Annotated in this window: 15 protein-coding genes; 11 read left to right on the forward strand and 4 right to left on the reverse strand. The window is 70.6% G+C overall.

What is annotated here, in order from left to right:
- The first annotated feature begins 40 nt into the window (after window positions 1–40).
- Window positions 41–616, forward strand: a complete 576-nt coding sequence (locus tag L3Q67_RS44815) for a CGNR zinc finger domain-containing protein (protein WP_499187450.1) — start codon at window positions 41–43, stop codon at window positions 614–616.
- A 3-nt stretch (window positions 617–619) separates the two neighbouring features.
- Here L3Q67_RS44815 and L3Q67_RS44820 read toward each other — a convergent pair whose 3' ends face one another.
- On the reverse strand, window positions 620–1,099 hold the full coding sequence (locus L3Q67_RS44820; protein WP_499187451.1) for a MarR family winged helix-turn-helix transcriptional regulator: 480 nt from the start codon (window positions 1,097–1,099) through the stop codon (window positions 620–622).
- A 257-nt stretch (window positions 1,100–1,356) separates the two neighbouring features.
- Between L3Q67_RS44820 and L3Q67_RS44825 the strand changes: the two genes are divergently transcribed.
- Window positions 1,357–2,448 (forward strand): LLM class flavin-dependent oxidoreductase, encoded by a 1,092-nt coding sequence (locus L3Q67_RS44825; RefSeq protein WP_499187452.1) that lies wholly within the window; start codon window positions 1,357–1,359, stop codon window positions 2,446–2,448.
- A 17-nt stretch (window positions 2,449–2,465) separates the two neighbouring features.
- Window positions 2,466–3,071 carry an FMN reductase gene (locus L3Q67_RS44830; RefSeq protein WP_499187453.1) on the forward strand — a complete coding sequence of 202 codons (606 nt, stop codon included), beginning with the start codon at window positions 2,466–2,468 and terminating at the stop codon, window positions 3,069–3,071.
- 1 nt (window position 3,072) lies between these two features.
- On the opposite strand, the gene L3Q67_RS44835 is transcribed toward L3Q67_RS44830, so the two are convergent.
- On the reverse strand, window positions 3,073–3,723 hold the full coding sequence (locus L3Q67_RS44835; RefSeq protein WP_499187454.1) for a GntR family transcriptional regulator: 651 nt from the start codon (window positions 3,721–3,723) through the stop codon (window positions 3,073–3,075).
- 112 nt (window positions 3,724–3,835) lie between these two features.
- Here L3Q67_RS44835 and L3Q67_RS44840 point away from each other — a divergent pair, with 112 nt between their 5' ends.
- From L3Q67_RS44840 to L3Q67_RS44850, 3 genes are all read left to right on the forward strand, one after another.
- Window positions 3,836–5,023 (forward strand): CaiB/BaiF CoA transferase family protein, encoded by a 1,188-nt coding sequence (locus tag L3Q67_RS44840; RefSeq protein ID WP_499187455.1) that lies wholly within the window; start codon window positions 3,836–3,838, stop codon window positions 5,021–5,023.
- The gene (locus L3Q67_RS44845) at window positions 5,020–5,838 is read left to right on the forward strand and encodes an HpcH/HpaI aldolase/citrate lyase family protein (RefSeq protein WP_499187456.1); all 819 of its coding nucleotides are present in this window, start codon (window positions 5,020–5,022) and stop codon (window positions 5,836–5,838) included. The genes L3Q67_RS44840 and L3Q67_RS44845 overlap by 4 nt, the downstream gene beginning before the upstream one ends.
- A gap of 304 nt (window positions 5,839–6,142) precedes the next feature.
- Window positions 6,143–7,684 (forward strand): ArnT family glycosyltransferase, encoded by a 1,542-nt coding sequence (locus L3Q67_RS44850; RefSeq protein WP_499187457.1) that lies wholly within the window; start codon window positions 6,143–6,145, stop codon window positions 7,682–7,684.
- Window positions 7,685–7,736: 52 nt separating this feature from the next.
- Here L3Q67_RS44850 and L3Q67_RS44855 read toward each other — a convergent pair whose 3' ends face one another.
- Window positions 7,737–8,168, reverse strand: a complete 432-nt coding sequence (locus tag L3Q67_RS44855) for a pyridoxamine 5'-phosphate oxidase family protein (protein ID WP_499187458.1) — start codon at window positions 8,166–8,168, stop codon at window positions 7,737–7,739.
- 81 nt (window positions 8,169–8,249) lie between these two features.
- Here L3Q67_RS44855 and L3Q67_RS44860 point away from each other — a divergent pair, with 81 nt between their 5' ends.
- Window positions 8,250–9,188, forward strand: coding sequence for an AraC family transcriptional regulator (locus tag L3Q67_RS44860; protein ID WP_499187459.1), 939 nt, complete (start codon window positions 8,250–8,252; stop codon window positions 9,186–9,188).
- Here L3Q67_RS44860 and L3Q67_RS44865 read toward each other — a convergent pair.
- Complete coding sequence (locus L3Q67_RS44865; RefSeq protein ID WP_499187460.1) at window positions 9,178–10,053, reverse strand: aminoglycoside phosphotransferase family protein; 876 nt, start codon at window positions 10,051–10,053, stop codon at window positions 9,178–9,180. The genes L3Q67_RS44860 and L3Q67_RS44865 overlap by 11 nt on opposite strands.
- 326 nt (window positions 10,054–10,379) lie before the next feature.
- On the opposite strand from L3Q67_RS44865, the gene L3Q67_RS44870 reads away from it, so the two are divergent.
- The 4 genes from L3Q67_RS44870 to L3Q67_RS44885 all read left to right on the forward strand — a co-directional run bounded on the left by L3Q67_RS44870 (window position 10,380) and on the right by L3Q67_RS44885 (window position 13,901).
- A complete protein-coding gene (locus L3Q67_RS44870; protein WP_499187461.1) occupies window positions 10,380–10,949 on the forward strand; it encodes a TetR/AcrR family transcriptional regulator in 570 nt (189 codons plus the stop codon).
- A gap of 9 nt (window positions 10,950–10,958) precedes the next feature.
- Window positions 10,959–11,375 (forward strand): hypothetical protein, encoded by a 417-nt coding sequence (locus L3Q67_RS44875; protein WP_499187462.1) that lies wholly within the window; start codon window positions 10,959–10,961, stop codon window positions 11,373–11,375.
- A 43-nt stretch (window positions 11,376–11,418) separates the two neighbouring features.
- A complete protein-coding gene (argG, locus tag L3Q67_RS44880; RefSeq protein ID WP_499187463.1) occupies window positions 11,419–12,864 on the forward strand; it encodes an argininosuccinate synthase in 1,446 nt (481 codons plus the stop codon).
- A 92-nt stretch (window positions 12,865–12,956) separates the two neighbouring features.
- Entirely contained in the window at window positions 12,957–13,901 is a 945-nt protein-coding gene (locus L3Q67_RS44885) for an MDR/zinc-dependent alcohol dehydrogenase-like family protein (RefSeq protein ID WP_499187464.1), read from the forward strand.
- Window positions 13,902–13,950: the final 49 nt, after the last annotated feature.

A 13,950-nucleotide genomic window follows, 5' to 3' on the forward strand; every position in this document is an offset into this window, starting at 1 on the left:
CAGCCTTCGAGGCCCGGGGGCAACCTGCTAAGGTGGTTCCATGCGTGCCGAGTTCCCCGATTTCCGTCTCGGCACGGTGCTGGCGACCAGCTTCACGGCGACGCTGACGGAGCGTCAGGGCGACGCCGTGGAGCGCATTCCCACACCCCAGCGGCTCGTCGACTGGCTGGCGGTGAGCGGCCTCGCCGTGGACTCCTGCACCACCGCCCAACTCGAACGCGCCCGGGAACTGCGGGAGTCGATCCACGCCGCCGCGACAGCCGCCGCGCTCCAGGCCCCTCTTCCCGCGTCCGCCGTCCAAGTCATCAACGATTGCAGCGCTCAGGGACGAGCCGCGGCCATCCTGACACCCGAGGGCAAGCGGCAATGGCGGCTCGGTTCGGCTTCCCGCGTGGAAGACGCCCTCAGCGTGATCGCCGCCGACGCGATCAGCATCATCTCCGGGGAACGAGACGGAAGATTGGCCCTGTGCGCGTCGCCGACCTGCCAAGCCGCCTTCTTCGACACCAGCCAAAGCCGCACCCGGAAATGGTGTGACATGAACACGTGCGGGAATCGTCAGAAGAAAGCGCGCTTCAACGCCAGCCGGCGCAAGGGTTCCAGCTCGGCGAAGTGATCGTCACTCGCGCTGTTCCGACAGAACCGTGTCCATGGTCACCTGCAGATCCCCCAGGAATTGCTCGAACCGCGCCACCTCGGCCGCCGAGTACTTCTTCAGCAAAGCACCCATGTGCTCGGCCAGCGGCCCGAAGTACTCCCGGCCCGGCCCTGACATTTCCGGGCTGCTCCGCAGCGTCACGATCCGCCGGTCCGACTGTTCCCGGCTTCGGACGATGTACCCCGCCCGTTCCAATCGGTTGAGCAGAGCCGTCGTCGCGCCCGAACTGAGCGAGATCCGCTCGCTCAGCCGCGCCGGCGAGAGGGGCACGCCGTTGTCTTCCGCGTAGAGGATTTCGACCAGCGCCGCCGCGTCGGTGGAGTGCAGGCCGAGGTGCGCGGCGAAACCACGGGTGAACTCGGTGTAGTGCGCGCCGAACCCGCGCAGCCCGTCCAGCATCCGGTCCACCGGCGTCAGCCCGCTGGAGCCGACCTTCTTCATGACCACTCCCGCTGCTCGAGGTTCGAACTTCATGACGGAGGCACCGCTCGACGCCCTCCGGCTACCCGGCGGTGAGACCGGTGAACGCGCCCAGTGGATCGGCTTCCCACCGCCACTCGTCCAGGCCACGAACGGCGAGCCGCCGCCTGCTCGCCCTCCCCGCGTGAGCCAGTCGTCTCGCGGGAAATATTCTTCCGCGCGAGACGTTTACCCGGGTAGCGCCACCCCGGGCGCCGGAGGACCACAGGAGGCTCCCCATGCAGTTCGGCATCTTCACCGTCAGCGACGTGACCACGGACCCGACCACCGGGCAGACCCCCGACGACACCCAGCGCGTCCGGTCGATGCTGAAGATCGCCCAGCACGCCGACCAGGCCGGGCTCGACGTCTTCGCCACCGGGGAGCACCACAACCCGCCCTTCGTCGCCTCCTCCCCGACCACCCTGCTCGGCTACCTCGCCGGGGTCACCGAGCACCTCACGCTGTCCACCTCGACCACGCTGATCACCACGAACGACCCGGTGAAGATCGCCGAGGACTACGCGATGCTCCAGGTGATCTCCGACGGCCGGATGGACCTGATGCTCGGCCGCGGCAACACCGGCCCGGTCTACCCGTGGTTCGGCCAGGACATCCGCCAGGGCATCCCGCTGGCCATCGAGAACTACGCGCTGCTGCGGCGGCTGTGGGCGGAGGACGTGGTCGACTGGGAGGGCAAGTTCCGCACCCCGCTGCAGGGCTTCACCTCGACCCCGCGCCCGCTGGACGGCGTGCCGCCGTTCGTCTGGCACGGCTCCATCCGCAGCCCGGAGATCGCCGAGCAGGCGGCCTACTACGGCGACGGTTTCTTCCACAACAACATCTTCTGGCCGATGTCGCACACCGCGCAGATGGTGAACTTCTACCGCCGGCGGTTCGAGCACCACGGCCACGGGCAGGCGGACCAGGCGATCGTCGGCCTCGGCGGGCAGGCGTTCATGCGGAAGAACTCGCAGGACGCGTGGAACGAGTTCCGCCCGTACTTCGACAACGCGCCGGTCTACGGGCACGGCCCGTCGATGGAGGACTTCACCGCGAGCACCCCGCTGACCGTGGGCAGCCCGCAGCAGGTCATCGAGCGGTACGCGGGCATGCGCGAAGGCGTCGGCGACTACCAGCGCCAGTTGTTCCTCGTCGACCACGCCGGCCTGCCGCTGAAGACCGTGCTGGAGCAGATCGACCTGCTCGCCGAGGAGGTCGTCCCGGTGCTGCGCAAGGAGATGGAGGCCCAGCGGCCCGAGCACGTGCCCGCGAACCCGCCGAGCCACGCCGACCGCGTCGCGGCCAAGCAGGCCGAACTCGTTTCCTGAACCAGGAGGACCCACTGATGGACGAGGTCAAGATCGTCACCATTTCGGCGGGGCTGCGGCAGCCGTCGTCCACCCGGTTGCTGGCCGACCGGCTGGGCGCGGCGACCGTCGCCGCCCTCGAAGCCGAAGGCGCCAGGGCGAGCGTGGAAACCGTGGAACTGCGGGACATCGCGCACGACGTGGTGAACATGATGCTGACCGGCTTCCCCGCGGGCGGCCTGCCGGAGGTGCTGGAGAAGGTCACCGGCGCGACCGGGCTCATCGCGGTGACCCCGGTGTTCACCACCTCCTACTCCGGGTTGTTCAAGTCCTTCGTGGACATCCTGGACAACCGGGCGCTGACCGGGGTGCCGGTGCTGCTCGGGGCCACCGGCGGCACACCGCGGCACTCGCTGGCGCTGGAGTACAACCTGCGCCCGCTGTTCACCTACCTGCACGCGGACGTGGTGACCACCTCGGTGTTCGCCGCCACCGACGACTGGGCGGACGACGGTGCCCTGCTCCGGCGGATCGACCAGGCCGCGGGTGAACTGGCGAAGAAGGTCGCCGACGCGCGGCCGCGCAAGCCCGCCGACGAGTTCAGCTCGGTGCCCAGCTTCGAGCAACTGCTCCGCCGGGGGTGATTCAGGAGCCGGCGCGGTCGAGCCGGTAGCGCCCGCTGAACTGCACGTGCTCGACCATGATCCGCTCGGCGGTGGTCCCGTCACCCGCCTTCAGTGCCTTGAGCAGGTGCTCGTGCACGGTGAGGTGGTTGCGGGCCTGGTCGGGGTCGAGCCAGAGGGAGGCGTGCGCGGGCACTGGGAAGTTGTTGCGCACGGCCCGCGCGTGCGCGCCGAGGAAGGCGGGGCCGCCGATGTCCGCAATGGCCAGGTGGAACTCGCGGCTCTGCTCACCGAGCAGTTCGTAGCGGCCCGCCTGCTCGTCGGCGACCATCCGCTCGTGGATCGCCCACAGCCGCGCCAGTTGCGCTTCGGTGATCCGGTCCGCGGCCAGGCGGGCGCTGAGCCCTTCGACCACGGCCCGCACGCTGTAGTACTCCACCAGCGCGTCGGCGGACAGGTCGACCACCGTGGCGCCGTGGTTCTGCTCGTAGCGGATGAGCCGGTCGTTTTCCAGGCGCCGCAACGCTTCCCGCACCGGCGTGATGGACACGCCGAGCCGCTGGGCGATCTCGGTGGCCCGCAACGGCGTGCCCCCGGAGAGGCGGGCGTTGCGCAGGTCGTCGAGCAGCGAGGCGTAGACGTAGTCCGCCTTGCTCTGCGGTGGTCCAGCCATGCCCCAAACCCCTCTCGATACCCGCGGTGGCGACCACGCTACCGGGCGGCGCCGATGTGACCCGCACAACAGGATCCTGGCCGAGATCGCCGGATCTTATAACTTATGAGTCATGAGCCCTCTGTCGTCGTTCCGCGTCCTCGACGTCGCCACCCTGTTCGCCGGGCCGTCCGCGGCAGCCATGCTCGGGGACTTCGGCGCGGACGTGATCAAGATCGAGCACCCCCGCAAGGGCGACCCGGCACGCGGCCACGGCCCGGCTGCCGAGGGCGCCGGGCTGTGGTGGAAGTCCTTGGCCCGCAACAAGCGCGCGGCCGCGGTCGACCTGTCCTCCGCCGACGGCCAGCGCATCCTGCGTGACCTGGCTGCCCGCAGCGACGTGCTGGTCGAGAACTTCCGGCCGGGCACGCTGGAGCGCTGGGGCATCGGGCCCGGCGAGCTGCACGAGCTCAACCCGCGGCTGGTGATCGCGCGGATGACCGGCTTCGGCCAGACCGGGCCGATGGCGAAGCGGCCCGGGTTCGGCACCCTCGCCGAGGCGATGAGCGGGTTCGCCTCGTCCACCGGGGAGCCGGACGGCCCGCCGGTGCTGCCGCCGTTGGCGCTGGCCGACGGCATCGCCGGGCTGGCCATGGCCTACGCGATCATGGTGGCGCTTCAGGCCCGCACGCGGACCGGGCGCGGCCAGGTCGTCGACATGGCGATCATCGAGCCGATCCTGGGCCTGCTCGGCCCGCAGGTCACCGCGTACAAGGCGCTCGGCGTGCTGCCGCAGCGCACCGGGAACCGGTCCAACAGCAACGCGCCGCGCAACACCTACCGCACGCGTGACGGCCGCTGGGTGGCGGTCTCCACCAGCGCGCAGTCCATCGCCGAGCGGGTGATGCGCCTGGTGGGCAGGCCGGAACTGATCGACGAGCCGTGGTTCGCCACCGGGCAGGGCCGGGTCGCGCACGTCGACGAACTCGACGCGGCGGTCGCGGACTGGATCGCCGCGCGCGACAGCGAAGAGGTGATCACCGCCTTCGAGGAAGCGCAGGCGGCCATCGCGCTGGTCTACGACGCCTCCGACATCGTCAAGGATCCGCAGTACCAGGCGCTGGGCACGTTTTTGGACATGCCGGACGAGGATCTCGGCGAAGTCACCCTTCAGAACGTCCAATTCCGGCTTTCCGAGACACCCGGCGAAATCCGGTGGCCTGGCCCGGCGAAGGGCAGGCACACCGACGAGGTCCTCGGTGAACTCGGCTACGACGCCACCCGCATCGCGGATCTGCGGGAGCGGGGCGTAGTCGCGTGAGCACACCAGCAACGGCACTGACCTGGCTCTACGTCCCCGGCGACCGGCCGGAGCGGTTCGAGAAGGCCGCCGCGAGCGGGGCCGACGTCGTGCTCATCGACCTGGAGGACGCCGTCGCGCCCGCCGACAAGGACGCCGCGCGCGCCACCGTCGCCGAGTACCTCGCGCGACCGCACGACGGGCCGCCACGGCACGTGCGGATCAACGACGGTGACCGCGGCCGCGCCGACCTCGCCGCGCTCGCGGGCCTTCCCGGCTTGTCCGGGATCCGCCTGCCGAAGGTGGAATCGACCGTCCAGCTCGACGCGCTGCCCGGGGACTTCCCGGTGCACGTGCTGATCGAATCGGCACGCGGGCTCGCCGCGATGGACGAGATCGCCGCCCATCCCCGCGTCGCCGGTCTCGGCCTCGGGGAACAGGACCTGGCATCGGCACTGGCGCTCACCGCGCCGGAAGCACTGGACCACCTGCGCCTGCGCGCGGTGCTCGCCGCCGCGGCCGCGGGCCTGCCCGCACCGGCCATGTCGGTGCACGCCAACGTCCGCGACGACGACGGGCTGCTGCACAGCACCCGGCGCGGCCGCGACCTCGGCATGTTCGGCCGCTCGGTCATCCACCCCCGGCAGCTCCCGGTGGTGCGCCAGGCCTTCGCGCCGACCGATCAGGAGGTCCTTCGGGCCCGGGAAGTGGTCCGGGCCGCCGAAGCCGCCGGCGCGCGCGGGGCGCTCGCCCTGCCCGACGGCACCTTCGTCGACCAGCCGATCGTCGACCGCGCCCGCCGCGTCCTCGAACTGGCCGCACGCCTGGCCGCCTGACCCACCAACGAGGCCCTAAGCCGCCAAGTTGGCCACCGGGCGAATGCTATGAGTGGGGCATTACTAGCGTTGAATGCAAGTAATGCCCCACTCATAGCATTCGCCCGGCGGCTCCGGTGGCCGTCGGCCTGCTGCCTGGCTTCGCCTGAACCCTGAAGCCACTGATGAGTGAATCGCCGCTTCGCACCGTGCGAACCATGTGGTACCGCACACGTTTCTCCGGAAGGGGCGGGGCCTGGCAGGTACCGATCGAGGCGCTGTGGCAGCCTTGGTTGTCGTCCTCGACGCAGTTTCGGAGAATTCCTTGCAGACCACCGCCGTAGCCGAACGCACACCCGAGCCGGCGCCGGCCGCCGCGCCCCGGCTCGCCTGGCGCCCGGTTTCGGCCATCGCGGGCGCGGTGGCGGCGCTGCTGCTGGGCACCAGCTGGCGCTACGGGTTCTTCGGCGACGAGCTCTACTTCCGGGCCGCCGGGCGGCACCTGGGCAGCGGCCTGGCCGACCAGCCGCCGCTGGTGCCGCTGGTGGCCCGCGCGATGGACCTGCTCTTCGGCGATTCGGTGGTCGGCACCCGGCTGCCGGTCATCGCGCTGGTGGTCGCCGGGGTGTACCTGTCCGCGCTGATCGCCAGGGAACTCGGCGGCGGCAAGCTGGCGCAGCTGCTCACCGCCGGGGTCTTCGCGGTGTCGCCGTTCTTCATGTACGGCGCCGGACACACGCTGTCCACCCAGTCCTTCGACTCGTTCTTCTGGACGCTGATCAGCTGGCTGCTCGTCCGCTGGGTGCGCAAACGCGACGACCGGCTGCTGCTCTACGCCGCGCTGGCCACCGCGGTCGGCCTGCAGGCCAAGGCCATGCTGCTGGCGTTCTGGATCGGCATCGCGATCGCCGTGCTGCTGCTCGGGCCGCGCGTGATGCTGATCAAGAAGCAGCTGTGGCTGGGTGCGCTGGTCGCCGCCGCGCTGGCCGTGCCGTTCCTGCTGTGGCAACGAGCCCACGACTGGCCGCAGGCGGCGATGACCGAGGTCGTGGCCAAGGAGATCGAAGCCGCGGGCGGCGGCAAGGAAACCTTCTTCCCGGTCGCCTACGCCTACGTCGCCGGGCCACTGGGCGCGGCGATGCTCATCGTCGGCGTCCTCTCCCTGCTTTTCGCGCCCACGCTGCGGCCGTTCCGCTTCTACGGCCTCGCCGCGGCGGGCATCATCGCCGCGTTCTGGTACAGCGACGGCCGCCCGTTCTACATGGCCGGGCTGTTCGTCGTGTGCTGGGCGGGCGCGGCGGTGGTGATCGAGCAGCGCAAGCCGAAACGCGCGCAGATCCGCTGGATCGCCGGGCCGATCTACGCGGTGTGCGGGGTGCTGATGCTGTGGGGCCTGCCGAGCGGGCCGCCGATCTGGCCGCTGTCCCACTTCGAGAACCAGCCGTTCAGCCCGTCCAACATGCACCTGGAGGAGTTCGGCTGGCCGCACCTGGTGGACGCGGTGGAGCGCGCCTACAAGGCGCTGCCGGAGTCCGAGCGCGCCACCACGACCGTGCTCGCCGGGCACTACTGGCAGGCCAGCGCCCTCGACGAGTACGGCCCGGAGCGCGGCCTGCCGCCGGTGCACAGCCCGCACCGCGGTTACTGGTACTTCGGCACCCCGCCCGAGACGGCCACCACCGCGCTCGTGGTCGGTTTCTCCCCCCAGGACGCCGAATCCATGTTCGCCGACGTCAAGGCGGTGACGCTGGTGGACAACGGGCAGCGGATCAACAACGGCACGCAGGGCCAGGCCGTCTTCATCTGCCGGGAGCCGCTGCGGTCCTGGGCGGAGAACTGGCAGCGGATGAGCCCGATGCAGTCCTGAGCAGAATTGAGACCGCGCGCAGCTCCGTTGAGGGTGGTGGGCGACGGGCGGGTCAGAAGGCCTCGCGCTTCACCTTCTCCGGGTGGATCACGAGGCGAACCTGGTCCGTGGCGAGGATTTCGGCGAGGTCGTCGGCGCGGGCGGGGTCCTCGTCCTGGTCCCAGTAGCGAGCCGCCAGGCGGGTGGCCAGTTCGTGCGCGCCCTCGGGTTCCACCGTGGCGCGGCCGGCGACCGAGACCCAGCGCTCCCGTTCCCCCACCGGGGCCGCGACGACGAGCGAAGCACGCGGGTCGCGCTGGAGGTGCCGCACCTTGAGCGAGTCCGGCGCGGTGAACAGCTGGACCGTGCCCTCGTCCGTGACCTCGAACCACACCGGCCGGGGCTGGGGTGGCACCGGGCCCCCGGCCATGGTCAGGAAGCCGTGCAGGGGGCGCTTGAGGAATTCGATGTCCTGGGCGGTCAGCGGAGTGTTGTCGGTGCTCATGACCTCGATTGAACACGGCCGGCTCGGACGAGCCCATGGGTAAGAAGCCGGAATACCTGCGTGATCGTCTAAACTGACCGGGTGGACGCTTTCAGTGACCTGATCCGCGGGGTGCGGGCCCACGGCTCGCTGTTCGGCAGCTCGACCCTGTCCCCGCCCTGGGCGCTGCACTTCGTGGACGGCGCGCCGCTGACCCTGTGCACGGTCCTCACCGGGGAAGGCTGGATCGTCCCGGAGCACGGTCCACCCGAGCCGCTGCGCGCCCGCGACACGATCATCGTGCGCGGGCCGGAGACGTTCACCTTCGTCGACGAGGTCGGCACCGCAGCGGAACCGGTCGCGTGCGGCGAGCACTGCGCCACACCCGAGCAGGGCGGAACCCGGCACCGGCTCGGCTGGCACGATCGCGACGGCGACGGCCCCGGCGCGACCACCCTGATCGTCGGCGCCTACCCGGTGCGCGGCGAACTCAGCCGCCGGCTGCTGGACGCGCTGCCCGTCGTGCTGCGCGTTCCCGCCGGGGGCACGTCCGATCCGGTGCTGGACCACCTCGCCGACGAGCTCGCCGTCGACACGCCGGGCCAGCAGGTGGTGCTCGACCGGTTGCTGGACTGGATGCTGGTCTGCACGCTGCGCGAGTGGTTCGACCGGCCCGGCGGTGAGCCCCCGGCCTGGTGGGCCGCCCAGCGGGACCCGGTGGTCGGCCACGCGCTGCGCCTGCTGCACGCCGAACCGGCGGCACCGTGGACGGTCGCCACGCTGGCCGAGCGCACCGGGGTCTCGCGGTCGACACTGGCCAAGCGGTTCGCCGAACTGGTCGGCGAACCACCGCTGACCTACCTCACCCACCTGCGCATGACGCTCGCCGCGGACCTGCTGGTCGAGCAGGACGCCGCGACCGTGGCGGACATCGCCCGGACGGTCGGTTACTCCGACCCGTTCGGGTTCAGCGCGGCGTTCAAACGGGTCCGGGGCGCCAACCCGAGCGAGTTCCGGCGCAGCGCGCTGGTCAACCAGTGAGCACTTCGCCGAGCACGTGGCGCTGATCGGGCCGCTGCGGGTCCTTGGCCAGCATCAGCAGGTTCTTCCACAGCGCCCAGCCGCGCGCCCGCGCCCAGGCGCCTTCGTCCTGGCCGACCGCCTCGCGGAAGGCCTCGCGGCTTTCGCGGTCGAGCAGGGTCCAGGCGACCACCAGGTCGCAGGCCGGATCGCCGACGCCCGAGGTGCCGAAGTCGATTACCGCGGTGAGCTTCCCGTTGTCCACCAACAGGTTGCCGTGAGCGATGTCGCCGTGGAACCACACCGGCTCGCCGGTCCACTCGGCCTCCAGCGCTTCCGCCCAGACGCGCGCGGCCGTTTCCGTGTCGACGTGACCGTCCAAGATGGACAGATAGCGCCGGGTATCCTCGTCGTAGCGGGCGGGTGAGGCGCCACGGTAGAAACTGTGCGCGCCGGCGAGCGGTCCGCCGGTGGTGTCGCAGCGCTGGAGCGCGCGGATGAATTCGGCTACAACGACGGCGAACGCGGGCAAGTCGTCGATCCGTTCGAGGCTGGCGGTCTCACCGGGTAGCCAGCCGCGGATCGACCACGGGTACGGATAGCCCTCCCCCGGCACACCCTCGCCCAGTATTCGCGGCACAGCCACCGGAAGCGCGGGCGCGAGCCGCGGGAGCCACTCGTTTTCCTTGGCCACAGCGGGTACGTAGCCTTCCGCGGTGGGCAACCGCACGGTCATCTCGTCGCCGAGGCGGTAGGTCCGGTTGTCCCAGCCGTCGACCTCGACCGGCGTCACCGGCAGACCGCTCCACCGCGGGAACTGCGCGGCGATCAGGCGCCGCACCAGCGCAGCGTCGATACCGGCACGACCGTCAACAGACATCCCCATGCCGCGATGATCGCCGCCCGCACGCACTCCCAGCAACAGATTTACGCGCCGCCCCCATCCCGGGCGAGTCCCACACTCAGGCAGCCGAGTTCCACACTCCCGCAGCCGAACCCCACGTTCGCCGCCCCCGACCAGGACACGAATGTGGCTTTGGGGGCGGATTCGGCCCCCAACGCCACATTCGTGTCCAGCCGGAGCTGACGGACGCTATGAGTGGGGCATTACTTGCGCTGAACGCTAGTAATGCCCCACTCATAGCATTCGGGGCGGTCAGCGAGGGGCGACGGCTGCTTTACAATACAGGGCTGTACTGTATTGTAAGTGCCATGAGTACCGCTGGGCGTCCCCGGAGCAAGGAGGCTGACGCGGCCATCCTGGCCGCCGGACTGGAGTTGTTCCTGGAGCGTGGGGCCGAGGCGTTCAGCATCGAGCAGGTGGCCAAGCGCGCCGGGGTCACCAGGGCGACGGTGTACCGGCGCTTCCCCGACAAGACCCGCCTGCTGCTGGCCACGATCGAATCGGCCTACGGCGGTCCGCCGCGGAAGCCGGAGATTCGCGACCTCGAGCACCTGCTCACCGCGTGGGCACAGGTGCTCGCGGACCCCGCCCAGCGTCGTCTCCTGCGGCGGCTCTACGGCGCGATCGAGGACTACCCCGAGCTGGCCGCCGCCTACCAGAGCCAGTTCGGCGAGGCCCGCGACGACGCCCGGCTGGCCGTGCTGGAACAAGCCCGAGAACGGGGACAGCTCCCCGAGGACACCGATCCGGCGATATTGCTCGACCTGCTCACCGGCGCGGGCTGGCAGCACCTGGCCACGCGGCCGGACACCTGTTCGGCGGCCGAGTGCGAACGCTTCCTGCGTGCCGTCTGCCACCAGGCGGGTTACCGAAGTTAGGAGACAGCCATGACCGCGCACCAGCGCACCCGTGCGTTCGCCAGGGTCATCGGACCCTACGTCGCCGTGTTCACCACCGTCTACGCGGTCCGGCTGCCCGCGTTGCAGGGGCTGATCGGCGAGTTGTTCGCCGAACCGGTGCTGATGCTGATGCTCGGCGCGCTCATGCTGGGCGCCGGGCTGGTGATCATCGGCGGCCACCGGAACTGGCGCGGCCCGCTGGCGGTCACCGTGTCGTTGTTCGGCTGGTTCGTCGCACTACGGGGCTTCCTGCTGATCGCCTTCCCCACGACCATCGAGTCGGGCGTGGAGGCGACCATGCTGTCTCCGACCGCGATGCTGCTGGCCCGGGTGTTCTTCGCCGCGCTCGCGGTGCTGGGCCTGGTCCTGACCTACGCGGGCTGGTTCTCCCGCACCACAACCTGACCCCCGGTTTGCATGATTATGCCCTTGGATGCATACTCTTGCCATGTCCAAGGTTCTCACCTCCCTGCCCACCGGCGAACGGGTCGGCATCGCGTTCTCGGGCGGCCTCGACACTTCGGTCGCGGTCGCCTGGATGCGCGACAAGGGTGCGCTGCCGTGCACCTACACCGCCGACATCGGCCAGTACGACGAGCCAGACATCGCCTCGGTGCCCGGCCGCGCGACCGCCTACGGCGCCGAGATCGCGCGCCTGGTCGACTGCCGCGCGGCACTGGTCGAGGAGGGCCTGGCCGCGCTGAGCTGCGGCGCGTTCCACATCCGCTCCGCCGGCCGCGTCTACTTCAACACCACCCCGCTCGGCCGCGCGGTCACCGGCACCCTGCTGGTCCGGGCGATGCTCGAGGACGACGTGCAGATCTGGGGCGACGGCTCCACCTTCAAGGGCAACGACATCGAGCGGTTCTACCGCTACGGCCTGCTGGCCAACCCGCATTTGCGCATCTACAAGCCGTGGCTCGACGCGGCCTTCGTCACCGAACTCGGTGGCCGCAAGGAGATGTCGGAGTGGCTGCAGGCCCACGGCCTGCCCTACCGCGACAGCACCGAGAAGGCCTACTCCACCGACGCCAACATCTGGGGCGCCACCCACGAGGCGAAGACGCTGGAGCACCTCGACACCGGCATCGAGACCGTGGACCCGATCATGGGCGTGCGGTTCTGGGACCCCGAGGTGGAGGTGCCGGCCGAGGACGTCACCATCGGCTTCGACCAGGGCCGCCCGGTGAGCATCAACGGCAAGGAGTTCTCCAGCGCCGTCGACCTGGTGATGGAGGCCAACGCGATCGGCGGCCGCCACGGCATGGGCATGTCCGACCAGATCGAGAACCGGGTGATCGAGGCCAAGAGCCGCGGCATCTACGAGGCGCCGGGCATGGCACTGCTGCACGCGGCCTACGAGCGCCTGGTCAACGCCATCCACAACGAGGACACCCTGGCCCAGTACCACAACGAGGGCCGCAGGCTCGGCAGGCTGATGTACGAGGGCCGCTGGCTCGACCCGCAGGCGCTGATGGTGCGCGAGTCGCTGCAGCGGTGGGTCGGCACGGCGGTGATCGGCGAGGTGACGCTGCGGCTGCGGCGCGGCGACGACTACTCGATCCTCGACACCACCGGCCCGGCGTTCAGCTACCACCCGGACAAGCTGTCGATGGAGCGCACCGAGGACTCGGCGTTCGGTCCCGGCGACCGGATCGGCCAGCTCACCATGCGCAACCTGGACATCGCCGACTCACGCGCCAAGCTGGAGCAGTACGCCGGGCTCGGCCTGGTCGGCAGCACGCACCCGAAGCTGATCGGGGCCGCGCAGGCCGCGTCGACCGGCCTGATCGGCGCGATGCCCGAGGGCGGCGCCGAGGCCATCGCCTCCCGCGGCCGCGCTTCCAGCGACGAGATCCTGGACCGCGCCGCCATGGAGTTCGGCACCGACTGACCGGCCCTCGTGGGTGCCCGGCCCGGCTGGGCACCCACGAGGTGGTTGACCTGAACCTTGGTTGAGGTTGTTCACTCACCACCATGTACGCGATGGTGTTGCACGAATACGGCCCGCCGGAGAACCTGCGCTACGAACAGGTCCCGGATCCGGTGCCCGGGCCCGGGCAGGTGCGGATCCAGGTCCGCGCGGCCGGAGTTCACCTGATCGAGACCGTGATGCGGGCCGGGCTGTCGATCGGCATGTCCCCGCCGCCACCCGAATTGCCCGCTGTGTTCGGCGGTGAGGTGGCGGGCACGGTCGAATCCGTCGGCCCGGACGTGGACCCGGCGTGGCTGGGGACGCGGGTGGTCGTGGGCGCGAGCAGTCCCGGTGGGTACGCGGAACTGGCCGTCGCCGAGGTGTCCGCGCTGCACCGGATCTCCGGCGACCTGGGCTTCGAGGCCGCGGTCGCCATGGTGGTCACCGGCACGACCGCGCTCGAACTGCTCGACGTCGCCCGGCTCACGCCCGCCGACACGGTACTGGTGACCTCCGCCGCGGGTGGCGTCGGGCAGTTGGTCGTCCAGTACGCGCGTGACCTCGGTGCCACGGTGATCGGCGCGGCCGGTGGCCCGGACAAGGTCGGGATCGTGCGCGCGCTCGGCGTGGACCTGGCCGTCGACTACAACCAGCCGCACTGGGAGAAGGCCGTCGGCGACCGGGTGGTCACCGCGGTGCTCGACGGGGTCGGCGGCGACAAGGGCAAGGCCGCCTTCGAACTGATCGCGGACGGCGGCCGGTACGTCACCATCGGCAACGCCTCCCAGGGCGAGTTCACGCCGGACCCCGCTCGGAACGTGACCACGACCAACGCGCTGATGGTGCTGCTCAGCAGACGCGAAGAAAGCCCGGCTTTCACCGTCCGCGCCCTGGCCGCGGCGGCCGAAGGCAAGCTCGTGCCCGCGGTTCAGACCTTCCCGCTCGCCGAAGCCGCCGCCGCGCACGCCGCTCTGGAGAACCGCGCCACCAGCGGGAAGGTCGTGCTCGTCCCCTGACCCCGGCGTGCGGACTCCGAAGTGGAGGCCGCCTCCCGGCCCACGCGTG

It is taken from the genome of Saccharothrix sp. AJ9571 (assembly GCF_021725495.1).
Taxonomy (GTDB): Bacteria; Actinomycetota; Actinomycetes; order Mycobacteriales; family Pseudonocardiaceae; genus Amycolatopsis; species Amycolatopsis magusensis.

Excerpts from the sequence above, each read along its gene's own strand:
- L3Q67_RS44815 (WP_499187450.1), top strand. The coding sequence starts at position 41 with ATGCGTGCCGAGTTCCCCGATTTCCGTCTCGGCACGGTGCTGGCGACC.
- L3Q67_RS44820 (WP_499187451.1), bottom strand. The coding sequence starts at position 1,099 with ATGAAGAAGGTCGGCTCCAGCGGGCTGACGCCGGTGGACCGGATGCTG.
- L3Q67_RS44825 (WP_499187452.1), top strand. The coding sequence starts at position 1,357 with ATGCAGTTCGGCATCTTCACCGTCAGCGACGTGACCACGGACCCGACC.
- L3Q67_RS44830 (WP_499187453.1), top strand. The coding sequence starts at position 2,466 with ATGGACGAGGTCAAGATCGTCACCATTTCGGCGGGGCTGCGGCAGCCG.
- L3Q67_RS44835 (WP_499187454.1), bottom strand. The coding sequence starts at position 3,723 with ATGGCTGGACCACCGCAGAGCAAGGCGGACTACGTCTACGCCTCGCTG.
- L3Q67_RS44840 (WP_499187455.1), top strand. The coding sequence starts at position 3,836 with ATGAGCCCTCTGTCGTCGTTCCGCGTCCTCGACGTCGCCACCCTGTTC.
- L3Q67_RS44855 (WP_499187458.1), bottom strand. The coding sequence starts at position 8,168 with ATGAGCACCGACAACACTCCGCTGACCGCCCAGGACATCGAATTCCTC.
- L3Q67_RS44865 (WP_499187460.1), bottom strand. The coding sequence starts at position 10,053 with ATGGGGATGTCTGTTGACGGTCGTGCCGGTATCGACGCTGCGCTGGTG.
- L3Q67_RS44870 (WP_499187461.1), top strand. The coding sequence starts at position 10,380 with ATGAGTACCGCTGGGCGTCCCCGGAGCAAGGAGGCTGACGCGGCCATC.
- L3Q67_RS44875 (WP_499187462.1), top strand. The coding sequence starts at position 10,959 with ATGACCGCGCACCAGCGCACCCGTGCGTTCGCCAGGGTCATCGGACCC.
- argG (WP_499187463.1), top strand. The coding sequence starts at position 11,419 with ATGTCCAAGGTTCTCACCTCCCTGCCCACCGGCGAACGGGTCGGCATC.
- L3Q67_RS44885 (WP_499187464.1), top strand. The coding sequence starts at position 12,957 with ATGGTGTTGCACGAATACGGCCCGCCGGAGAACCTGCGCTACGAACAG.